Source organism: Ectobacillus soli, assembly GCF_042610425.1.
Lineage (GTDB): Bacteria > Bacillota > Bacilli > Bacillales > Bacillaceae_G > Ectobacillus.
Genome location: NZ_JBGJZM010000001.1, coordinates 1,710,155 through 1,730,398, shown reverse-complemented (window position 1 = coordinate 1,730,398; position 20,244 = coordinate 1,710,155). Strand labels below are relative to the sequence as shown.

At 31.9% G+C, this 20,244-nt stretch carries 13 protein-coding genes, 2 pseudogenes and 1 CRISPR repeat array (1 of these 16 running past the window's edge); of the genes and pseudogenes, 10 read left to right on the top strand and 5 right to left on the bottom strand.

The window, feature by feature from the left end; translation table 11 throughout:
• Window positions 1-849: a CRISPR direct-repeat array (repeat unit 29 nt); it reaches 747 nt to the left of the window's first position.
• A gap of 903 nt (window positions 850-1,752) precedes the next feature.
• From ACAN53_RS08950 to ACAN53_RS08935, 4 genes are all read left to right on the top strand, one after another.
• A complete protein-coding gene (locus ACAN53_RS08950; protein WP_379969134.1) occupies window positions 1,753-2,028 on the top strand; it encodes a hypothetical protein in 276 nt (91 codons plus the stop codon).
• A gap of 526 nt (window positions 2,029-2,554) precedes the next feature.
• Window positions 2,555-3,292, top strand: coding sequence for a methylamine utilization protein MauJ (gene mauJ, locus ACAN53_RS08945; protein WP_379969132.1), 738 nt, complete (start codon window positions 2,555-2,557; stop codon window positions 3,290-3,292).
• Between the two features lie 366 nt (window positions 3,293-3,658).
• Window positions 3,659-4,780: a hypothetical protein gene (locus tag ACAN53_RS08940; protein ID WP_379969130.1), complete on the top strand. Its 1,122-nt coding sequence runs from the start codon at window positions 3,659-3,661 to the stop codon at window positions 4,778-4,780.
• Between the two features lie 199 nt (window positions 4,781-4,979).
• Window positions 4,980-5,453 (top strand): hypothetical protein, encoded by a 474-nt coding sequence (locus ACAN53_RS08935; protein WP_379969128.1) that lies wholly within the window; start codon window positions 4,980-4,982, stop codon window positions 5,451-5,453.
• 985 nt (window positions 5,454-6,438) lie between these two features.
• Here ACAN53_RS08935 and ACAN53_RS08930 read toward each other — a convergent pair.
• The gene (locus ACAN53_RS08930; protein WP_379969126.1) at window positions 6,439-6,720 is read right to left on the bottom strand and encodes a hypothetical protein; all 282 of its coding nucleotides are present in this window, start codon (window positions 6,718-6,720) and stop codon (window positions 6,439-6,441) included.
• 356 nt (window positions 6,721-7,076) lie between these two features.
• A complete protein-coding gene (locus tag ACAN53_RS08925; protein WP_379969124.1) occupies window positions 7,077-7,502 on the bottom strand; it encodes a hypothetical protein in 426 nt (141 codons plus the stop codon).
• A 761-nt stretch (window positions 7,503-8,263) separates the two neighbouring features.
• Between ACAN53_RS08925 and ACAN53_RS08920 the strand changes: the two are divergent.
• The 4 genes and pseudogenes from ACAN53_RS08920 to ACAN53_RS08905 form a co-directional block, all read left to right on the top strand.
• Window positions 8,264-8,461 (top strand): annotated as a pseudogene (locus tag ACAN53_RS08920) (RNA polymerase sporulation sigma factor SigK); the annotation flags it as partial.
• A 1,394-nt stretch (window positions 8,462-9,855) separates the two neighbouring features.
• On the top strand, window positions 9,856-12,492 hold the full coding sequence (locus ACAN53_RS08915) for a tetratricopeptide repeat protein (RefSeq protein ID WP_379969122.1): 2,637 nt from the start codon (window positions 9,856-9,858) through the stop codon (window positions 12,490-12,492).
• 462 nt (window positions 12,493-12,954) lie between these two features.
• Entirely contained in the window at window positions 12,955-13,542 is a 588-nt protein-coding gene (locus ACAN53_RS08910) for a phospholipase D-like domain-containing protein (RefSeq protein WP_379969120.1), read from the top strand.
• Window positions 13,543-14,078: 536 nt separating this feature from the next.
• Window positions 14,079-14,720 carry a uracil-DNA glycosylase family protein gene (locus tag ACAN53_RS08905; protein ID WP_379969118.1) on the top strand — a complete coding sequence of 214 codons (642 nt, stop codon included), beginning with the start codon at window positions 14,079-14,081 and terminating at the stop codon, window positions 14,718-14,720.
• Window positions 14,721-14,833: 113 nt separating this feature from the next.
• Here the strand turns inward: ACAN53_RS08905 and ACAN53_RS08900 are convergent, their stop codons facing one another.
• The 3 genes from ACAN53_RS08900 to ACAN53_RS08890 all read right to left on the bottom strand — a co-directional run bounded on the left by ACAN53_RS08900 (window position 14,834) and on the right by ACAN53_RS08890 (window position 18,591).
• A complete protein-coding gene (locus tag ACAN53_RS08900) occupies window positions 14,834-17,353 on the bottom strand; it encodes a hypothetical protein (RefSeq protein ID WP_379969116.1) in 2,520 nt (839 codons plus the stop codon).
• A 286-nt stretch (window positions 17,354-17,639) separates the two neighbouring features.
• On the bottom strand, window positions 17,640-17,834 hold the full coding sequence (locus tag ACAN53_RS08895) for a helix-turn-helix domain-containing protein (RefSeq protein ID WP_379969114.1): 195 nt from the start codon (window positions 17,832-17,834) through the stop codon (window positions 17,640-17,642).
• Window positions 17,818-18,591, bottom strand: a complete 774-nt coding sequence (locus ACAN53_RS08890) for a rolling circle replication-associated protein (RefSeq protein WP_379969112.1) — start codon at window positions 18,589-18,591, stop codon at window positions 17,818-17,820. Before ACAN53_RS08890 ends, ACAN53_RS08895 begins: the two co-directional genes overlap by 17 nt.
• Window positions 18,592-18,990: 399 nt before the next feature.
• On the opposite strand from ACAN53_RS08890, the pseudogene ACAN53_RS08885 reads away from it, so the two are divergent.
• Window positions 18,991-19,144 (top strand): annotated as a pseudogene (locus ACAN53_RS08885) (transposase); the annotation flags it as partial.
• A gap of 188 nt (window positions 19,145-19,332) precedes the next feature.
• Window positions 19,333-19,788, top strand: coding sequence for a hypothetical protein (locus tag ACAN53_RS08880; protein ID WP_379969110.1), 456 nt, complete (start codon window positions 19,333-19,335; stop codon window positions 19,786-19,788).
• The last annotated feature ends 456 nt before the right edge of the window (window positions 19,789-20,244 follow it).

The following is a 20,244-nucleotide window of genomic DNA, read 5'->3' as shown; positions in this document are numbered from 1 at the left end:
ATGTTTGACAGAAGAGCTGAAATATCATCATGTCACGCGTTTTATATCAACTAAATGGAATGTAAATTTAAAATAAAAGGATTAAGTAAGTTCGTGGTAGGTCGGTTTTATATCAACTAAATGGAATGTAAATTATAGTAAGGCAATCGCACAAGGCACAATCGACATTGGTTTTATATCAACTAAATGGAATGTAAACGCCGTGGTGGTGGTCGATGAACTTTCTTCCGTTTCCGTTTTATATCAACTAAATGGAATGCACACAATGTAGCTATCCCTTGACGGATTTCTACTACGGTATAGTTTTATATCAACTAAATGGAATGTAAACAATGCTCCGATGTTTACAGAAGAAGGTGCTTGTTGGTTTTATATCAACTAAATGGAATGTAAACCATAAACTTGTTACGCTGCTGATTCCGTCTATGATTGTTTTATATCAACTAAATGGAATGTAAATATTGAGTTCGTGGATAATATTGGAGCTTATCTTACGTTTTATATCAACTAAATGGAATGTAAATAAAGAATTAATTGATGAATCAATTGCTCATAAACTGTTTTATATCAACTAAATGGAATGTAAACCCTGTATTTCAAGGTATGAAAGTTGTTGAAGCTGGCGTTTTATATCAACTAAGTGGAATGTAAACTTTGCATAATAGTTATCAATTAAGAGTTTCATATATTGTTTTATATCAACTAAATGGAATGTAAACGCTGCAATTAATATAGAAACAATTGCCCAAGCGTTTGTTTTATATCAACTAAATGGAATGTAAACGTCACATTGTAAGAAGTACCAACAGGAATATCAGCAGTTTTATATCAACTAAATGGAATGTAAATTTGTCAAAATTTCAGTTATATAAATCCTATTTAGTCTTTTAACATCTCAACTACACCCCTTACTTTGTAGAATTTTCTTTGGAAAGGAGGCAATGAGTGTATTTGATCATTCAAATAGAGCCACATCGATCGTGAAATCATAAGCCACTCATCTCCAGCTAGAACACGTCTTGATTTGGAGTGAGAGGTATGATAGGCTCATCGCCGATTCGAAACACCTTGGTGTCTCGGCTTTCGAGCAAAATCATACCTCTGGAGGCTCCATGTCAAGACATTCCAGGTTTTCCAGAGTCAAAGTGACAAGTGGCTCACATTCTGGTGATTGGAGTGGCTCAAAATGAAGTCAGCAAAAACAAGCACTAATGATTACGGCCAATGAAATGTACCATTAATGACATTCTATTTACCACCTAATGACAAGAAATGTACCAGTAAATGACAAGCTGTTTACCACTTTGCCTTCTGTATAATTAGTGAACACACCTTCGGGTGTGCCATTATTATTCAGGAGGTATTTTTGTATGATTCTTTATCGAAAGATATTGGAATTACACGATGAGGGCATCAGCCTTAGAGGCATTTCATCAAGTACTAGTCACTCTCGTCAAAAAGTAACAGAAATCATCGGCCTTGCCTAAAAGAAGGGGTTAGTCTGTCCGTTAGAGGAAGAAATGACGGATAAATGGATTGAGGAATTTCTCTTTCCTGAGAAGACCTTGGAGGCCCCAGGTCGACACCCTTTGAATTTTGACTATATTCATGAAGAGTTGGCTAAGCCCAATGTGACGCTTTGGAGTGAATCAAAAGATCCCGTACTCATATCGAAGTTTTTTGCGTTATTACAGCAATTATGCAGATAAGTACAAAGCGACTTTGCGCATTTACAGAAAACCAGGTGAAATCATGGAAGTTGATTGGGCCGGTTCCACCGCCTTCATCATTGATAGAGATACCGGGGAGAAAATAAAGGCTTATGTCTTTGTTGCGAATCTGCCGTGCAGTCAATTTTCATACGCAGAAGCAAGCTTATCAATGGATTCTCATTCATGGATTACACTTCACAATCATGCGTATAAGTATTTCGGTGGCACGACTCAAATTGTAGTTCCAAATAACCTACCTAAAAACAAGCGTTACGAAGCATACTACACGCGAACTGATATTAAATCCTGCTTATAAAGAGATGGCGGACTACTACAACACTGTGGTCATGCCGGCAAAGGGTTCGTACCCCGAAAGATAAAGCTAGTGTTGAAGGTTCAGTTGGAGTTATCTCTACCGGGATTATTGCAGCATTATAAAACCAAATAAAAAAAGTTCAACCAGTAAAAACTGGCTAAACTTATATTACGATCGGGCGCTTTAGTTGAACAAGCATCCAGAACATCATAATCAAAAAACTCGGCAATATTGGCAGATTTTTCATTTTTAGAAACAAAATGGTTGATTCAAAACATTTTTATTGGAAGGTGAGTCTATGGCAATTGGTGATTGTTTATCCAAAAAACAGAAACAGCAATTTTAGAAAAATATCAACTCGTAAGAAAAAACGAAAGAGAAGCTCAGTCAAGTTAATTGGAAGAAGTCATGGGGATTAACTGGGATACTTACACCAGAAAGAATGGAGTCGTTAGAAGGGAATAGTTAGAGGAATTTTGTCTTCTTTTGGCGAAAGTATTATTAAACTAAAAAGGGATGGATAAATTTGGATTTTGTAGAATATTATACTGAGGTTGAAGGTATAAACCCAAGCACATTAAAAGTTAATTATACTGATAATTATGTTAATGGAATAGATATTAAAATTAATTTTGATAAGGAAATCGACCTTAAAAAATATAAAATGGTAATCCTTTTTATTCTAAATAAAAATATTATAAGTGTAGATGATACTTTAAAATCAACACTCGAAACTGCAAAAGATATTATAAATTTATTAACTTTTAAAACAGGAGGGAAGTTTGGGATTCCTCGACGTGGCCATTTTAATATCAATGGACATGGTATAGTGAGCATAGGTAAACTAACACTTTACAATCCAAAAAATAAGGATTTACCTCAAGGGTTATCTAATACCTTAGAATTAGATTTAAGAAATAATAACCTATTATCTGATTTAAAAAATAACGATTACCATCGATTGTATAGAGCTGCTATGCAAACAGATGATATCATTACAAGATATATGTTTTTATATGGAATAATCTATCATATTAAGAATAGTAGTCAAAATCTAGTTGATGCTTATGTTAGATCTATAAATCCAAATATTGAAGAAAGAACTAGTACTAATCCAAGAACGCTGGGCAAACAAATAACAAAATATACATGGCTAAGAAATGAAATAGGTCATACTACAGCAGCAACAGATATTAAAAACGTTGAAAAAGAAATAACAGATGTGTGTGATACCTTCGCTGAATTAGTTAAGGGTGTAATATAAATAGGAACGTAAAAAATAAACGGTTTCGTTTTCGGGTGCTTACTTGGTATAAGAAAAGACGTGTTAATTGGCACACGTCTTTTTCCTTTCAGATTCTGGTATAGGGAAAAAATGTTCTTTCTGATTGTGAACTACGTGGCAGGATAATGCGATATTTTCCCGGATACTTAAGATGGGCAATTAATGTTCCCTGAAGCGGTGGAAATTGATTGAAAGAGTTACTAAAAGGGTTTGAGTTAATCCTCTTACACAGAAAAAGCAGCATTGGGGACAGGATCGGCCGGTGCATTCGAAAATGCGCGATGCAGATAGATTTTAGTACAATGATGATTTTTTAGAAACAACAAAAATTGATACTGAAGAGGGATGAATATGGATAATTGCTCTAATTATGGTGTGGTAGCTCAAGCTTTATCTAAGACGTTAGAAGAAATCAAACAGGGAAAATCTAAGGATTATTTCACTTTTAAAATGATGTGCATACAACTCGAGAAACAGCTGGAAGCCGGAGAAATTGAACCGCCTTGTCGAATGTGTGACGAATGTTTGACGTTTGTGGAGAACAGACGGCTAGTGTATGGTTATTTGTTTGACGGGAAAGACCAGCAATGGGTAATAGAACAGGAACAGTATGTCAGAAAAGCAAGGGGCCTTGATCAAATCCTCCGACACTTACCTTCAATTCAGGTAAACTCTGAAGAATACAATAGGAGACCATACATTCCGAATAATAAACCGCTTGTTTATTTGGATCATAATGTGGTGGACAAGTTCCATAAAGAGGAGGAAAAGAGGAAAAGACTAGTCCCTGGCTATGCAGACATCCAATATGTCTACAGCCCTTCTCATCTCGAGGAAATCAAACGGATGAACAATGAAGAAGAGGAACAGAAAGTAATGTCTACGATCCGGGAAGTTACCTGTTCTCTCTTCATTTCTAATTTTGAAGGTAGCAAATTAAGCCTTGCCCACGAGGATCCGGATTATGGTATGCGCAGGGTATTGAAAAGTGAGGTCGCACCGGACGTCGAAGATTATCGCGTTATTACCACCGATGACCGAAAAATATTTCATCCCGAACGTACAGATGAAGTCTACCTGAGAAGATTAACCTTTGATGAGGTATTTAACCATCAGACGGTTACCGCGGTATGTGAGGAGTTTCAATGGGAAGAACTCATCGATGAGAAAGGGCGAGTAAAACACTATACGTTCGTCCATCAAGCGATACATGCACTTGTTCGAGCGTTGGATAATCTCGGATACAAGACAGACAAGAACCGTGCAATAAAAAGCAGCGCACATGATATCGAGCACATGATTTATGCGGCGGGGACGGATATTTTTGTTACGATGGACAAAAAATTTAAGGATCGATCGAAGCTCATATATCAAAGACTCAGCATCAGCACAAACGTTATGGACTGGGACGAGTATATGGATTATGTAGATTCTTTAGCTAATAGTAAAGGTTCGGAACATCATTAAAGAATAAGGCCCCACTTTAGAGATACACACTGACGAAGTAGACTGGGATTCTTATGTAAGACAAATACTCACGGGATTACACTAACGGGTAAGCGATAGCTGAATAAAGGTTATCGCCTTTCTCTTATGGAACTAACGGTACGGTTATAAGAGGGACTATAAAAGAGGGAAAAGGAGATAATACATCAGAGGTGATAATGTGCGTTTAATTGTTCTTCTTCCCCTTTTTATTACGATAGTTTTATTACAAAAAAATCCGGCCCATGCCGAAACAGAAAAAAATCCATTAGAAAGCCAGATAACATCATTTATGACTGGTTTGCATGTTCAAGAATCGAAACAAGCTGTTGAATTATGGATATTAGGTGTGCAAAACCGAAGTGGTGCTTTTCAATTTGCTATGTTGTCACCTTCGTTTCAACAAAATACAAGGAAACAATTTGAACAAAGAGGATGGGTAACAGGAGTATCAAGCCCGTTGTTCGATAACTTTCTCTTTGTAAAGGTTAACAAGCTTAGCGATTCAAAAATACAATATACGGTTGTATACGATTTACTAAGTTCATATGCAAATTTCGGGAAGGGACAAAAGATTATTACTGTCGAAAAGAATCCAGTGCCACATATGACGAACTGGTTAATTTCATCAATAATAACGAAATATAGTCAATAGGAAGTCTTTACACCTGCTGAAACAGTGATTAAATAAAAGTGATTGTCCAATCCTATTATTCACTACGGATAACCTTCAAGATGCAAGAATCATTTTTTCATTTGTGAAGAATTACATTTAAAGTAACGAGTAGCTTTACTTCAATAACGATATTCAACAATCGGGCTCTTATCTACAGTATCACCAAAAAGAGTTTGATAGAATGCACCTTTTATCTTTATGCATATGTATGCCAAGATAAGTGGTTAAGGAATTGACTTGGAGCCTCTGCGGGTACGATTTGTCTTGAAAGGCTGAAGCAATTGTTTCATCAGGCAAACAAGCCTATCATACCCGCCTCTCCAAGTAAAGTCCTATGTTTGTGTACATTGAATACGAAAAATAATTACTGTAGATATTACCTCCACAAAGTTAAATTTTTGGCATTTTTAGTATCTTAAAATACGATAAATACGGTCGAAAAACATACTGTAGATAAGGGCGCTTTTGTTGAATAAGGAACACAAAACAATCAAACTTTTTTATAAAAGAATCATTCAATTTAACACAAGAAGAGCATGTTTTAATTAATCTTTTTTTCAAAAATATGTTCTTTTCTTTTGTTCTTTTATCAAGCTTAATGGCATCATTTGGATTAAACTTTATTTCAAAGCTACACTTGAAAGTGATAAAATGTAACACAGAATTATTTGAAAGTAGATACGTAGGGGAATTCCTTCAATGTAGGAAGGAGAAAGTCGTTTATATATCAAGAAATCGAAGTATACTTTAAATTTATAAAAATTTTTCGCAAGGTACCTGGTCTATAAGCATTTTAGTATACCTACGTTTGGTGCCCCCACCTTTCTATAGCATAACGGATAGGTAAAAAGCGAATAAGAGAAGTAAACTTATTTTGAAACTTGCTTCTCTTATTGTCGTGACAAGTATTAAGCTGTTGGGTAATGGGACTTGTATTATTAAAATGATTATTTTTCCTTTGTGGCTAATCTTCCATCCAGAGGCGATCAGCTGGATTGTTTGGATCTAATATATATGCACCATGTTCATTTACTTTTAATGGTTTGGCATCCTTATCTATGAGAAATTTTTCGAGGTTAAATATGGAGGCAATAGCAGCATTAGCTCGTTGATTGGCAGCAAATGATAACAATCTCCCTTTATTATAAATTCTTCTCCGAAAACTATACCTCTTAAAAGCAGGAAGCGTAATGATAGAACCTGTAGTAGGGACAGATCTTTTATGGTTATTTTTTCTTCTATACATAGGAGCATACTCCTTTCTAACGTATTATGAGTCATCATATAAGGAAAACTTTGAGTTAATTATAACAAAACGGGAATTATATGTTAATTTATTTCCTTATTTTGATAGTATAGATGTTCATAGTGAACTGACTGGAAATCCCCTCAATGTCTACTTTGTAAGTAATAATATATATGTAGGGTGCTTCTATAGGCGGGTAAAAGGAATACACTTTCGTTTTAGTATGTATTTTTAACTTTTATCGTGCAAGATGATTATTCATGACTTTTTCTAAGTGAAATAATGATAAACAAGTAAAAAGGAGGAACCCTAATTAAAGAGCTCCTCTTATAAAATGGGGGTAATAATGCATAGTTTTATATATAGTACCCATCGCATATCTCCTCATAAAGGAGGGCGTTATATAGGCTATATTCATTTACAATTGTTAATCCTACTTGGTTATCATAGAATTCATACGAATTTTGGTAAGGATAATCTAATAAATTTTGTTCCTCTATATAAGATGTAGCCTTTTCGTTTCTTAAGACCTTTGGTTTTTTTAGTTTGCTTTGAAAAATTATTGTTGGATATTCTTTAAGAAATGGGCTAGATAGTGATTGACTATATACAGAAGTAAACATTGTTAAAACGTCTTCTAGTGTGAATATTTCAAACGAGGCATAATCTCCCCACACTAATACTTCGTCATCATATGAATCATTATCCAGATAAATATTTTCTATATTTGTAACAATGGATATTCTTATATAGTCTTCATGATTCGTAGTAGGAAGTGCCATGACTGCAAGATACTTAATATATGAATAACCACTTAATTCTTTGATTTTGATGATGAAGGAATTCAATTTTTCTTGTATTTGATTATAGTCACTTAAGGCTATCTTAATAGTAAAGGTTGAAAATATTCCTTCATTAGTGAAGTTGGTTAAGATAACCTCTCTTAATTTACAAGTATCGCCTTTGAATGGATCCTCTTTAACTACTGTGGAGTTAGTATAGGATTATCAAAATGGTTAATGGATATCATCATAAACCATTACAAACTACAAGGAGTCCGTAGGTTTATGTTAGCTACTAATGATGCACATTCATTATATAACCAATATGGGTTTGAACAAATTGATAATCCAGAACTATTTATACAAAAAGTACTTAAAACCCCTTATCAACAATAATGTTATTACAACGAAATTATGTATTTGTTTAAAAACGTAGCACAAAATGGTTAAACTTTATTATAAAAATTCCATCTGAACTCAGAACTGTAGAATCTATTTTGATCAATCTTTTTTCAAAACAGATTCTTTTTATTTGCCTGTTAATCGGGGATTTGCGAGATATTTTAATCAAACTTTATTTCAAAGCTACAATCTCCGATTGGTATCCTCCTCATCGAATGTGTTTTATTTAGGCATAAACATAAATACTTGTAAAAAACACCTTATAATCCAAAAATGATATTTTTTCTGTACAAACAAGGACACTCGCCCCGTCTCATACATATAATAACGAACACTATTTTATAGTGGGGGGTGGAAACGTGAGTATGCTTGCCGCACTTGGATACATGGTTCGCGAGTTATTTATGTTCGTATCGTACGTGAAAAACAATGCATTTCCACAGCCGTTGTCACCGGATGATGAGCAGAAATATTTGGAATTAATGGAACAAGGGGATAGCCATGCACGAAATATGTTAATCGAACACAATCTTCGACTAGTTGCACATATAGTCAAGACATTATGTACGTGAAGCAATGTCAGGGGGTAGTACATAAACAGTATGTAATGAAGGTGAAGGTAAGATTGGTGAGGGTAGAGGGGATGAGGATTAAACAGTTGGAAATGGTGGACAAGCCTTTTTTAGGATTTGACTAGACTAAACGCTTAAATTAGTCACAAAAGAGATATCAGTTTTTCTTATTCAATTTAACGTCCAGGATAGCACAATAAGAATTGACATAAAATTTAACTGTATTTGAGAAACTATTATGGTTAGAATTTAGTGGCATGTTATATTCATTTCCTTCCATATTTATACACACTACGCTATTCATGTTTTTGGCATTACTGCTATCATAAAAAGATATGGACTTGTAACATCAGAGGTTGTACAATTCTTTTTCTTCTTTTTTATATTACTGGTACATAAGTTTTCAAAGTGATTTTTTGTTATCCGTATAGAGAAAGGATGTCAATTGATTGTCTGTTTTTCTAGCCACTTGGTGTTTAACAACCATGATTCTTCTCTTTACTTATTTGCACCTTATAAGGTAAGTGAAGAGAATTTGAAACCGCTTACAAACACACTACTTATTCGTCCTTTTTGCCCGAACGGAGAACTACTTTTTACTTTTTTAAAGGAGGAATAATATATACCCTTATTTCTGCTTTGGTTTGGTGTGCCATTATTTATTTTTTCTTAGTAAATGATGGGCGTTACCTAGGGTATTCCTAATAGTAAAACTCCTAAGTATGAGGTATATTCTATTCTCATAAAGACAAGTGCAAAGCTTATAATAGTGCCAAAATGAAATGGTTTTCCTTTCTTCGTATGTATATTCCGATATCCACTTATGGTTGTAAAGGAATTCATCGGTATAGGGTCACATGGATCTTATATTTGCCCGTATTGGCTTCTACTACGTTGATATTATATATCTTACCTTGATCTAACAAAGGTAGTATTGCCTTTTTTGTTGCTGCATGATCTGTTTAATTCCTTCAAATTGTTCCGTAATGGATTGACATGCCATCCATTTTTTCACACCTCCTTTTGTCTACAACGAAGCTCCCATTAACAGAACATTATGTATTAATAAAATACGCTAACCTAAATAGGTTTAGCCTTTTTTTATTTGAGTAGTACATAGTTGAAATGTCAAATCTTGGGACAATAGCGTAACGTAAAATGACCAGGTAATGAAATGAAAATTATAAAGGGAGTCGAAAAAAGCACATGATACAAATAAGAACTTTGTTATACCATTTACTATAAATAACCTTTAGTAAAAAAAGATGTTCAATTAATATTTGAAGAATTAGAAGCCAATTGTTATTTTTTGGTTTAATTATAAAAAGTTATATATTTATATGTTAAAATTAAGAGTAGTATTAAAAAGGAGGAATTTTATGTATAATGTCTCTGCTACTCGTTTGACTCTATATGCCTATATTTCTGCAATAGAGACTGATTTAAGAGGATTTATAAAAGAAAATTTAAATGATCAAAACGAATTATTTTTATTTGATAATAACCTAGTACATAAATTGAAAGAACGAGCACAGAAAAATGGGGATTTTAAAGAAGAAGAAATAAAAGCTTTAATAGACTACTTGGACTTTGGGGATTGTATTAGTATTCTTAATAAATTCAAGAAGTTTATTCCTAATTCTTTTGAAAAGGAAATCAAAGAAATTGGAGATAGATTAGAAAAGATTACGCCTATTAGAAATAGAGTCATGCATTCAAGACCTTTAGAATTCACTGACTTTCCAACTGTAGCTACTTTTATGGAGACATTAGAGGAAACTCAGTTAATTGACTGGATAAGTTCTAAAGACATAAGGAACAAAATAAAAGCAGATCCTTCAAGTATTTTTGGTATTAAAATTCCCGAGTTTGTTGACGCCTTTGATGAAAAAGTTTTGAATAATTTGCCAGCGTCAGAGTTTGATGATACAGGTTTTGTTGGAAGAGATAAAGATTTAGATGCGATTAAAAAGAAAATCTTAGGTAATTACCCCGTGATATCTATTATTGGAGATGGTGGGGTTGGAAAGACAGCTCTAACGTTAAAATGTCTGTATGAATTAATTGATGATCCTATTCAACCATTTGAAGCAGTTATATGGATATCATTAAAAACAAAAACATTAAATAACGGGGAATTTATTAATATTAAAAACACAATTACTAGCACATTTGAGTTATATAAGGAGATAAAAAATGTTTTAATTGGTGATAATATTGAAATCTTAGATAATAATATGGTGACTAATGAAATCCTTGAATATATGAAGGAGTTTAAAACATTATTGGTTCTCGATAATTTAGAAAGTATAAACTCAGAATCCATTAGAGAGTTTTTGTTTGAGATTCCTTCGGGTTCTAAAATATTAACTACATCAAGAATAGGAATAGGTGAATTTGAAGCAAGGCATGTTTTGGAGGGATTTAATAAAAAAGAGAGAGTTTACTACTTACGAAGATTAGCACAAAATTATAAACTAAAAGATGTATTAAAAATGAATGAAGAGGAATTAAATGATATTTGTGAAAAGCTCCATTCTAATCCGTTAGCTATTAAATGGTTTGTAGCTAATTTAATGAAAGGAGAACCTATTCAATCTATTTTATCTAATACACAAGATTTAACATCCTATTGTATGTCTAATGTGTATGATAAATTATCCCCAAATGCAAAAACAGTCCTAGAAACATTATTGATCTATAATAAAGATTGCAGCGATGCTGAGCTAGCGTACTTGTTAGAATTAGATTCAATTTTGCATAGAAAAGCATTAAATGAATTAATGGCAACGAACATGATTAGGATGAAGACAATATCTAATAACGGTGAAAGAAAAAGTGTTTTCTCAATTACAGATTTTGCTAAGGAATATTTGCATCAGCATTGCAGACCATCAAATAGTTCATTTAAAAATGTAAATAAAAGAATAAAGGAGCTTAAAGCTTTAGGTCAAAATTTAGCAATTAGTGTAACAGTAGATCCATATAGTCCTAGATCGATAACGTATCAATCAAAGGATGAGGTTATAGCTGCGTATAACCTTAAGCAAGCTTTATTATGCTCAGCAAAGTCTGACTATGAGAATGCATATAAGTATATTGATAGAGCTAAAGATATCGATCCAAATTATTTTGAAATATATAAAGTGTCAGGTTTTATATATTCTAGATCTGGGGATTATTTTAAAGCTGATACTGAATATCAAACTGCAATTCAATGTAATACTAATTCCCCTTCATTATTATTTCTTTATGCAGGTTTTAAAATGCGGTATTTAGAGGATTTTGAAGAGGCCTTGGAGTTAACTAAGAGAGCCGAGGAGATTGATTCCGAAAATGTTGATATAAAAATTCAAAAAGCCAGATTGTATATGTTTTTAGGGAAATTTAAAGAATCAGAAATGATATTCAAAAAGTTAAGGGAGTCTTTGACGTTAGCCCAAAATAAATATAACAATATTACAGCTGATTTATCTGCTGAGAATTGTAGAAGATGGTCAGAAATATATGCTAATGAAGATAATTTGACAGAAGCAGTAGCTGTTTTAAGAAAGTCTATAGATATTTTAGAAAATCATCCTCATCAAGATGCAAAGATGTTAAAAACAATTTCTAAGATTATAAAAACACTGACCTTTATATGGAATCAAAATGAAGGTGCAAATGAATTATTAGTGCAAATAATCCGTAATTTTGGAAAACAATTGAGACGTTGTGAATCTTACCATGAAGTTCGAAAATCGGTTGAAAGCATTTACCATAGTTGTTCAACGGAAATAAGAAAGGAATTGGATCGTTTTCTAGGGGAAAAAGATTTAAATGAAAATCAAGGATATGTAACAAAGAAATCTAAATCATATGCTTTTATAACTAACAATAAATATGAAAAGTTATTTCTTTTTTGGGGGGATTTTGAAGGAGAATTTTCCAACTTGAATATTGGAGATAAAGTAGAATTTGGTTTTGGTACAAATGATCGTGGAACGTGTGCTAAAAAATGTAAGAAAATCAAATAATTTCATTTTGAATATGAATAGAGCAAGAAATAATTAAACAGTGTCATTTATTAGCACCTTGGTAATACGATGTGGGATTCGTTAATTGCTAAGGTGCTTTAATTCTAGTCTTGAGTCTCAGTTTATGAACATATCCCCAATGCAACACTAGCAATATTCAGAAACGCTTTTGATCCTTTAATCATAATGAAACGTGATATTTTTTATGATATGATATTAGACTTTTTAGAGGGGAACCCTTTAAAACAATATGAAGGAGCTAGAATAACCCAATCAAAGAAATTAACATTAATTACATAGAATTTCCAAGCTATTTTTTCTTTTAATAATCTATGGGGCTGTCTTATGCAGTTTGGATTGGAACAATCGAGGGAACTACTGTTGAATATTATTTTATGGAGAACCTAATTACGGGTTACTCTAATTTTACCTGGAATGGGTTGGGAGACCCAGCATGAAATCATGGTAAATATTGATACATATGAAGTTCTTGATAGTATTAATATTTCCCCTGTAATGTTATGCACTGATAAAGATATAAGATACAATGTAAAGTTGCAAGAATATAGAAAACACCCTTTATCCCGTAGGAGAGAAAATGTTCTTTATTTAACAAACTATTACCCATTTGTTAAAACTGACAAATTTATTGATCTTTCATTAAAAATTTTTGGCAAGGATATAATACAAGAAAAAGGCGGTTTGAATTGGGGACAAAGACCTGGAAGGGAACCGAATCAAGCGTATATTCCAGTACCATTAGAAGTTCATAAGGAAAATCCTAACTTTTTTCCTAATCTTAAAGAAGAATTTACTATAATAACAGATGATGGTAAAAGTTTTTTATGTAAAATGGAACAGGATAACAGAAAAGCTATTACAATTTGTAGAAATAATAGTGAATTAGGAAAGTATTTCAGATCAAGATTAGGTGTACAACTAGGGGAAAAAGTCGAGGTAAGCGATTTATATAGATACGGGAGAGATTACGTTCGCATTTTTAAAATTAATCGTGATTTGTATTTTATGGATTTTAGTGTAAATTTTTAATTATTTGCTTAGTTCTTAAAATATATCCTTACTAGAAGAATACATATTAATAAATACAGTGTTGTAAGAACTTGAAAAGGTCTCCTTGGAAATTAAAATTAGGAACTGAAAAAGATGGGCCAATAAGAATGAGAAATTCATTTCTTAAATAATTCGAGAAATATTTGATTACAAAAATGAGTATTAGTGGCAATCAAAAAGTATGTTATGGCAGTATGCTTTTTGAATATCGCTGAGCTTACATGGAGAGACGGACATGTTAGATTCATAGCCATGAAAATCCTGTGGCTATTGCCTTTTCAAGAAATGTGACCGTAGGGGCTCTATGTCAAGCGACAAATTATTGATGTATATTACTTATAAATATACTGGCAATTAGTGTATAAGTTAATTGCCAAATACAAAAATGAGGACCTATAGGTATTGTCTATAGGAGAAATAAATTGATTAAATTAGGGGATCTTCGTGTCAATTTAAGAAAGGGACCTATTTAGAGAATGTAGAATGTTAGTCTAAAAAACAATGGAGTGTTTGCATTGGAAAAGATAATTCAACTACACCTCAATTTTTACGAAAGCATAAAGATGAATCCTGAGATAATGGAGATACTCAGTAAGGAAAAAATAACCATAATGGATGGGTTTAAAAAAAATATCGATCTTGTTCACAGGTATTATCAAACTTTCTATAAAATACATGGAAAATGGGTAGTATTATGCGGCATAAATCCTGGGAGGAATGGGGCTGGTAAAACGGGTATACCATTCATTGACTATAAAGGTGCCTCTCACTTACTTTCTGATGTTAATCAGGATGATAGGGAACAGAGTGCACAATTTATCTTGTCCATCATTGATAAAATTGGCATTAATACATTTTATAAAAATGTATACATGACAAATATATCATGGTTCGGTTTTATAAAGGACGGAAATAATCTAAATTACTATGATTTACCTTCACCTTTGTCAACCACCTTTACTGAATCTTTTATAACTGAAATGGATATTGTTCCTTTAAGTAAAGAAGTTGAAAAAACTTTAAAGAAAATGATAAAAGAGGGAAGATTAAGCTACCCTATTGCTTCACGTCTACAACATCCATATTACTGTTCAATTGGTAAAAGGGCAATAAAATACAAGGAAATCTATATAAAGAAGGTTACTAGTTTTTATTAAGCAAAAGGATATAAAGAAAAGGATACCAAAATTAAATGGTATCCTTTTCTAAGTAATTAAGATTCGAAAAAGAATAAATTCTTATAGGTAAATGCCTGAATTAAAATACCTAATTACTTTAAGATATTAAGTAATCTTATTAAAATTTTTTTACAGTTAACCGTGTTATCTAAAAAGAAAACATTCTTTTTATCTTGAATAGCTTGATTTTTATTAATTATGTTACCACCATGCGCAGCATTGTTTCTATTATTTTTTACTCCGAGTATATTGGTACTTAATCCATTAAATTCTTTAACTACATTTTTTGATGGCTTTATAATATCATTTAAAAAAGCAATTAAATATTTAGGATTAGGTTTATCCTCTTCCAATTTTAAGAAATGTCCAATATTACCTAAAGCTAATTTATTAGACAAATAGTAATTACCTGATCTATTTTTGTAAAAATAATGGCTCTTCAAATCTTGCTTATTAGGCACTGGAAAATAATCGAAAATACATTGAGAAGAAATATAAGAAAAATCTTTATTAGTTGAAAAATGTTTATTTATATATGGTTCAAAAAGAAACTTATTGAGGAATGATTCAAGTGCTTTATAATAAAGAATCGATATACAAGAGTAATCTTTAAACTCATCTTTTTCAGTAGAACTTCCTAAAACAAATAAGTTATATAAATATTCTGCAGTAGCTAGAGTTTTTAAATTTCCCCCTAACCTGTCACAAATATTCCTTCCTAATTCTAATTCTAAATTTTTAATAACGATATTTAATTCTGGCCTTTTTGAAATCTTGTCAATTAACAGTTCCTGTAGGGAATTCAATAGGTTTTCTACTGAATCTACTACTTTATAATTTTCTATTCCTTTTGGAATAAATGCAAACTGAAATCTTTTGAAATCAAATAGTTCCAAAATCTCGTTGTTTTGAATTTGTTCTTTATTCTTTAAATAGACTATTCGTTCTGTAATTCGATCAAGATAATGAACAATATATAAAGATAAACTATCTTCATCTTTCTCATTCTTGATTAAATTTTCGAAGGTTGACTTTGATTGGTAGAGAATGTCAATTATTTTTTCTTCAAATACGCCTATAAATAAGTGGCGTAATTCTTTTATTTCTAGTATTAATTCTCGTGGGGTACCTAGTTTACTGTTCTCCAGTTTATCAATATAACTCGTTATTATTTCTCTAAAGAGAACCCCAGGTTCAATCATCTTAGCCAAAAATATTATTAAATTTGTTTCTAAATCATCTGAAAGTAAACTAGAGTATCTTGTTTCTTTTAACCTGAGTTCAGTGAACTTTTTAAAAGTAGCCTTTAATTGAAGATTTTTAATCTCTGAACCAAAGTTTTGATTAAAAAAGGTAAAGTAATTACATATTCTTTCTATACTTTCTATGATATTTAGCCCGTTGTCATAACTTTTTGTAGGTACATCTTGTACCAACGTATAGAGGTTTTCAAGAATATGCTCCTGAAAATAAATATTTATTCTATCAAAAGATTGTTCTAAGTAATGATCATCATCAGTTAGTTTCCATCCTTCAAATAGTATATAGGCTTCATTTATGGAATTATTATAATCTAATCCCTCTCTTTTTAAGATAAGTGTAATACCTGGGTCTAAGTCGAGTGGGGTATGTAGTCCTTCACAAATGTACTTTCCATTTCGTATTGTATCTACGTATGATAAATATTTATTAAATACCTCTAGTTTTTGCTCAAATGGTAAATCATTCCTTCTTAATGAATGTACAAATCCGCTAAAGGTTTCTTTGAAATCTTTAAAAATAAAACTTTTCAATTGCTTGTAAATATCTCCATCTTCGTTTACATCTTTATAATCGATACTATTCTCATCTTCTATTAAATAATTTAAATGAACATCTCTTTTTGTAAGATTTTTATACTCTGAATCAAAAAAAGTAATTTCTATATTAAACTTGTTTAAAGCCTCACTCTTAATTCTATATGCTTCCTTAGAATAAAAATCTCCATCATTTAAGTTCTCTAAATATTTACAGGATTGGTATTTATAAATATAGTCCTCTAGGGTTATTAGTTTAAAAGAGTCAAGGATTTCCTTTTGAAGATACATTTCATTATCAGTGTTTATTCCACCATTAATGTGGATATAGTCTTTATCATGGTATTTATAAAATATTACTGCAAGGTTGTTTTCAGTTTCAATTCCGAATAGCTCGTCAAAAAGATAAATGCCCTTATTTTTTAATGAAAAAATCCTGTAAGCTAAAGTTTCAAAATTATCATCACTAGTTAGAATATCTCTAAAGGAATTTAGTTCAAAGTACATCCTATACATTGACTGGATATTTGTATCAAAGCCTTTTAATTCATTGGGAATAGTTACTAATCTATATTTATTTGTAATATTATTTAACACAAAATATGGCTTAATAACGTGAGGAGATAGGCCTAAAGTGTCAAATAACTTGGCATTATTGAGATAATAGTCAAGATAACCTTGAAAATAACAATAAGAACATACATCTTCAAAAATTTTATAATTGGAATTTTTTTTAAAAGCATATGAATCGTTAGGAATATTCCTTATACGTTTATTGCATTTTGGACAAGTTATTTTACTTTCATATAGTTTCATACAACCTTACTCCTCATTTTAAGTCATAATTGATTTAAACTTGGTATGAGCATGTCATTATATATAGTGTAGTAAATCTCAGCGGATTTTTCCTTATTTAGTGCGCAGATAGAAGAATAAAATAAATATAATAACAAGCTTTTGTGTTTTTAAGTGAAAAATTTACGTATAAGTTTCAGTTTGTATAAGTGAAATATCTATATAGTCTCTACTGAAAACTGATTTATCAATCATACGTTTTCCCATATAATCGTAAACAATAATACTATCCCCACAATTAACCAGTTTAGTTTGCATAGTTATCTCCTTCAATCCAACTTAGTAGTATATTTTTAGACACTTTCATGCGTTTTCCTACCTTAACCACATGAAATTCTCCGGAATGAAACAGTTCATATGCTTGTTTTCTGCCAATTCCAAGTAGCTTTTGTACATCAGATACATTTAGAATTTCAGGATAATCTTTATAGTTCTTGTACATAATTCATAAGCTCCTTTGGATTTTTAACATAATAGTCTTCTTGTTTTATTTCTCCGAACATGGGTGTTTGGTATTCAGCTGAATGAAGTAGGGTTGGTTGACATTTATCGAGGAGATTATAGAAGTCTTCTGAATCTTCAACTGTGATAGAAATGGGAGTCTTAAGACCGCGTGAATGGAAAAATCTATGACCACTATTCAATCTATCATCGGTAATTCCTTTTTTTATATAATTTGTGATTCTTTCATTGCCATGTGCATCCGATTGAATGATTTCTCTGTTTATGCCACCGTATTGCCACAGTTCTTGTATGACTTCTGAAGGTATGTCTATTAGGTTGCACACTAAGTGATAATGAATAGCTCCTCCACGGTTCTTATCTTGAAATTCTGTGACACCTAAATATTCGAACTTGGATAAATCATTCTTCTGTAGGTAATATGCAAGACGTTTTTTGAAGTCAATAAAAGCTTGCTGGCAGCTATTTAGATTGGTAACATCTATATCCTGTGATGATTTAAAGGTAAGTGTTAGAAACGCATATCGATCAGTGAAATTACACTCTAGATATCTACGAATATTTTTACGAGCACGATTAATTGCAACCTTTTTATTATTCTCATAATCTTCGGTACTTTGATTTGGATAGGGCTTACGACCTCCTGAGGAAGTTCTATTCATACAAGGTATGAAACTAAGTTGTGTGACTTCCACGTATTTGTTGCTCATTGTTATCTTCATATGTGGTTTTAACATATATGGACACTTCCTTTTTGTTTATATGGTACCTCTTGATGTAAGTAAAATAACTTTCGTCAAATTAATCACTATTCATCAAGGTGCATTAATTAAAGAACTTCTATGAACATGCTTGCACCGGTGTATTCAAAACGTTTTGTTCATGCTCTAATTCTACTTCTAAGCTCTCTTTAAAGTCCAAATACTCTATTCCTTATATGTGAAAGTCTGAAGGAACCTGTAGCGAATGCACCCGCCTTTTTAATTAATTACTTACAATTGCATTAAATTCCGCCAATTTCTAAAAGGTATACATAATTAGAAGGTCGTTACATAAGGCTGGAGTTAGTATAGTTCCATTGCCACCATTTATATAGTTAACTCTCTATTATAAAAATAAGAGAGGGTGTGTCGTGCATGGATCAGAAAAAGAATAAGCCAACCTATAACGAAGATTTCAAGAAAACGGTAGTGGAACTGTATCATACTGATAGCTCAGTACGTATGTTAAGCAGCGAATATGGTGTGTCAGAAGTAACAATTAATAAGTGGATTAAAGCTCTATCACCAGTGGATGGAACTGAAAATGGATTAACCCCACAAGTCATAGCTGAGATGAAATCAAGACTTTTTGAAAATTAATCCCTATTTTTAAATTATTAATTAGTAGATTATTAGGTATTTGAAGTTTAATTAACAAGGTTTGCGGAAAAAATAGCCATAAATAATAAATTATTTACTATGTTTAGGGGTTGAAATATGGAGACAAAAGACAACTTTGGTGATTTTGAATTGGGACAGTTTTACATACCTTTTACGAAGCAAAATGTAAATGAATTTGTTCCGAGAACTACCGGTGTGTACATGTTAGGAGTTAAATTGGATGATTATTTACCGATAACACCTGTATACATTGGTCGAGCCTGTGGTGAAATACAAAATCTTTGTCAGCGAACAAGAAGATATTTGAAGGTCCTTTATGGACATGGAGGAGAAGGAGAGGTTATTGATTCTTTGTTAAATGCCATTAATGACACAAGTTATTGGTTTCTTAGTTGGAAAAAATACACTCCCGAAGAGGCTAAAGATGCAGAATATAACATATTAAAGAATACAAATTTAAATTTAGTTAACGCAACTGGGATGGGGAAAGGATGCAAGGAGAGGGCAATGAACAACGCTGATAAAATAATAAAGAGTTTATACAAGAATTGAGAAAATAACTCATGATGTATAGATGCCCACACTTATCTGGAGGGAAACGTATCTCAAACTGAATGGAGTCGTAAAAGCAGAGTTACAAAGGCACAACTACAATTAAAGTCCAAATCGAGAGACATTAATATAAGCCATCTGACCAACCAGATATACCTATAATTTTCTTATAAATGATAAGAATTTATAAAAAATTCTAGATGGAGTACCATAATACAACTAAAAAAGCTTAATGTCGTTTGGAGCTCCCTGCCCCTTTAAATGTTTGTACTCATTTTTGATAAGTACAGATATTTTTATTTTGTTTCAGGTATTTGAAAAATTGGGAATGATCGAAAGGATTTTTTAAAATTTATCCGTTTACTTTAAGAAATGGAGGAAAATTGAGAAAATCCGTTTATGTATACGATTAAATAAAGATTCAACACAATAATAGGTTACATCATACGTGATTGG

What these genes read in the sequence shown, in the direction of transcription:
- ACAN53_RS08890 (WP_379969112.1), bottom strand. Translation starts at nt 18,591, where the DNA reads ATGTTAAAACCACATATGAAGATAACAATGAGCAACAAATACGTGGAA.
- ACAN53_RS08915 (WP_379969122.1), top strand. Translation starts at nt 9,856, where the DNA reads ATGTATAATGTCTCTGCTACTCGTTTGACTCTATATGCCTATATTTCT.
- ACAN53_RS08925 (WP_379969124.1), bottom strand. Translation starts at nt 7,502, where the DNA reads ATGGCACTTCCTACTACGAATCATGAAGACTATATAAGAATATCCATT.
- ACAN53_RS08950 (WP_379969134.1), top strand. Translation starts at nt 1,753, where the DNA reads ATGGAAGTTGATTGGGCCGGTTCCACCGCCTTCATCATTGATAGAGAT.
- ACAN53_RS08930 (WP_379969126.1), bottom strand. Translation starts at nt 6,720, where the DNA reads ATGTATAGAAGAAAAAATAACCATAAAAGATCTGTCCCTACTACAGGT.
- ACAN53_RS08910 (WP_379969120.1), top strand. Translation starts at nt 12,955, where the DNA reads ATGGTAAATATTGATACATATGAAGTTCTTGATAGTATTAATATTTCC.
- ACAN53_RS08895 (WP_379969114.1), bottom strand. Translation starts at nt 17,834, where the DNA reads ATGTACAAGAACTATAAAGATTATCCTGAAATTCTAAATGTATCTGAT.
- ACAN53_RS08940 (WP_379969130.1), top strand. Translation starts at nt 3,659, where the DNA reads ATGAATATGGATAATTGCTCTAATTATGGTGTGGTAGCTCAAGCTTTA.
- ACAN53_RS08880 (WP_379969110.1), top strand. Translation starts at nt 19,333, where the DNA reads ATGGAGACAAAAGACAACTTTGGTGATTTTGAATTGGGACAGTTTTAC.
- ACAN53_RS08900 (WP_379969116.1), bottom strand. Translation starts at nt 17,353, where the DNA reads ATGAAACTATATGAAAGTAAAATAACTTGTCCAAAATGCAATAAACGT.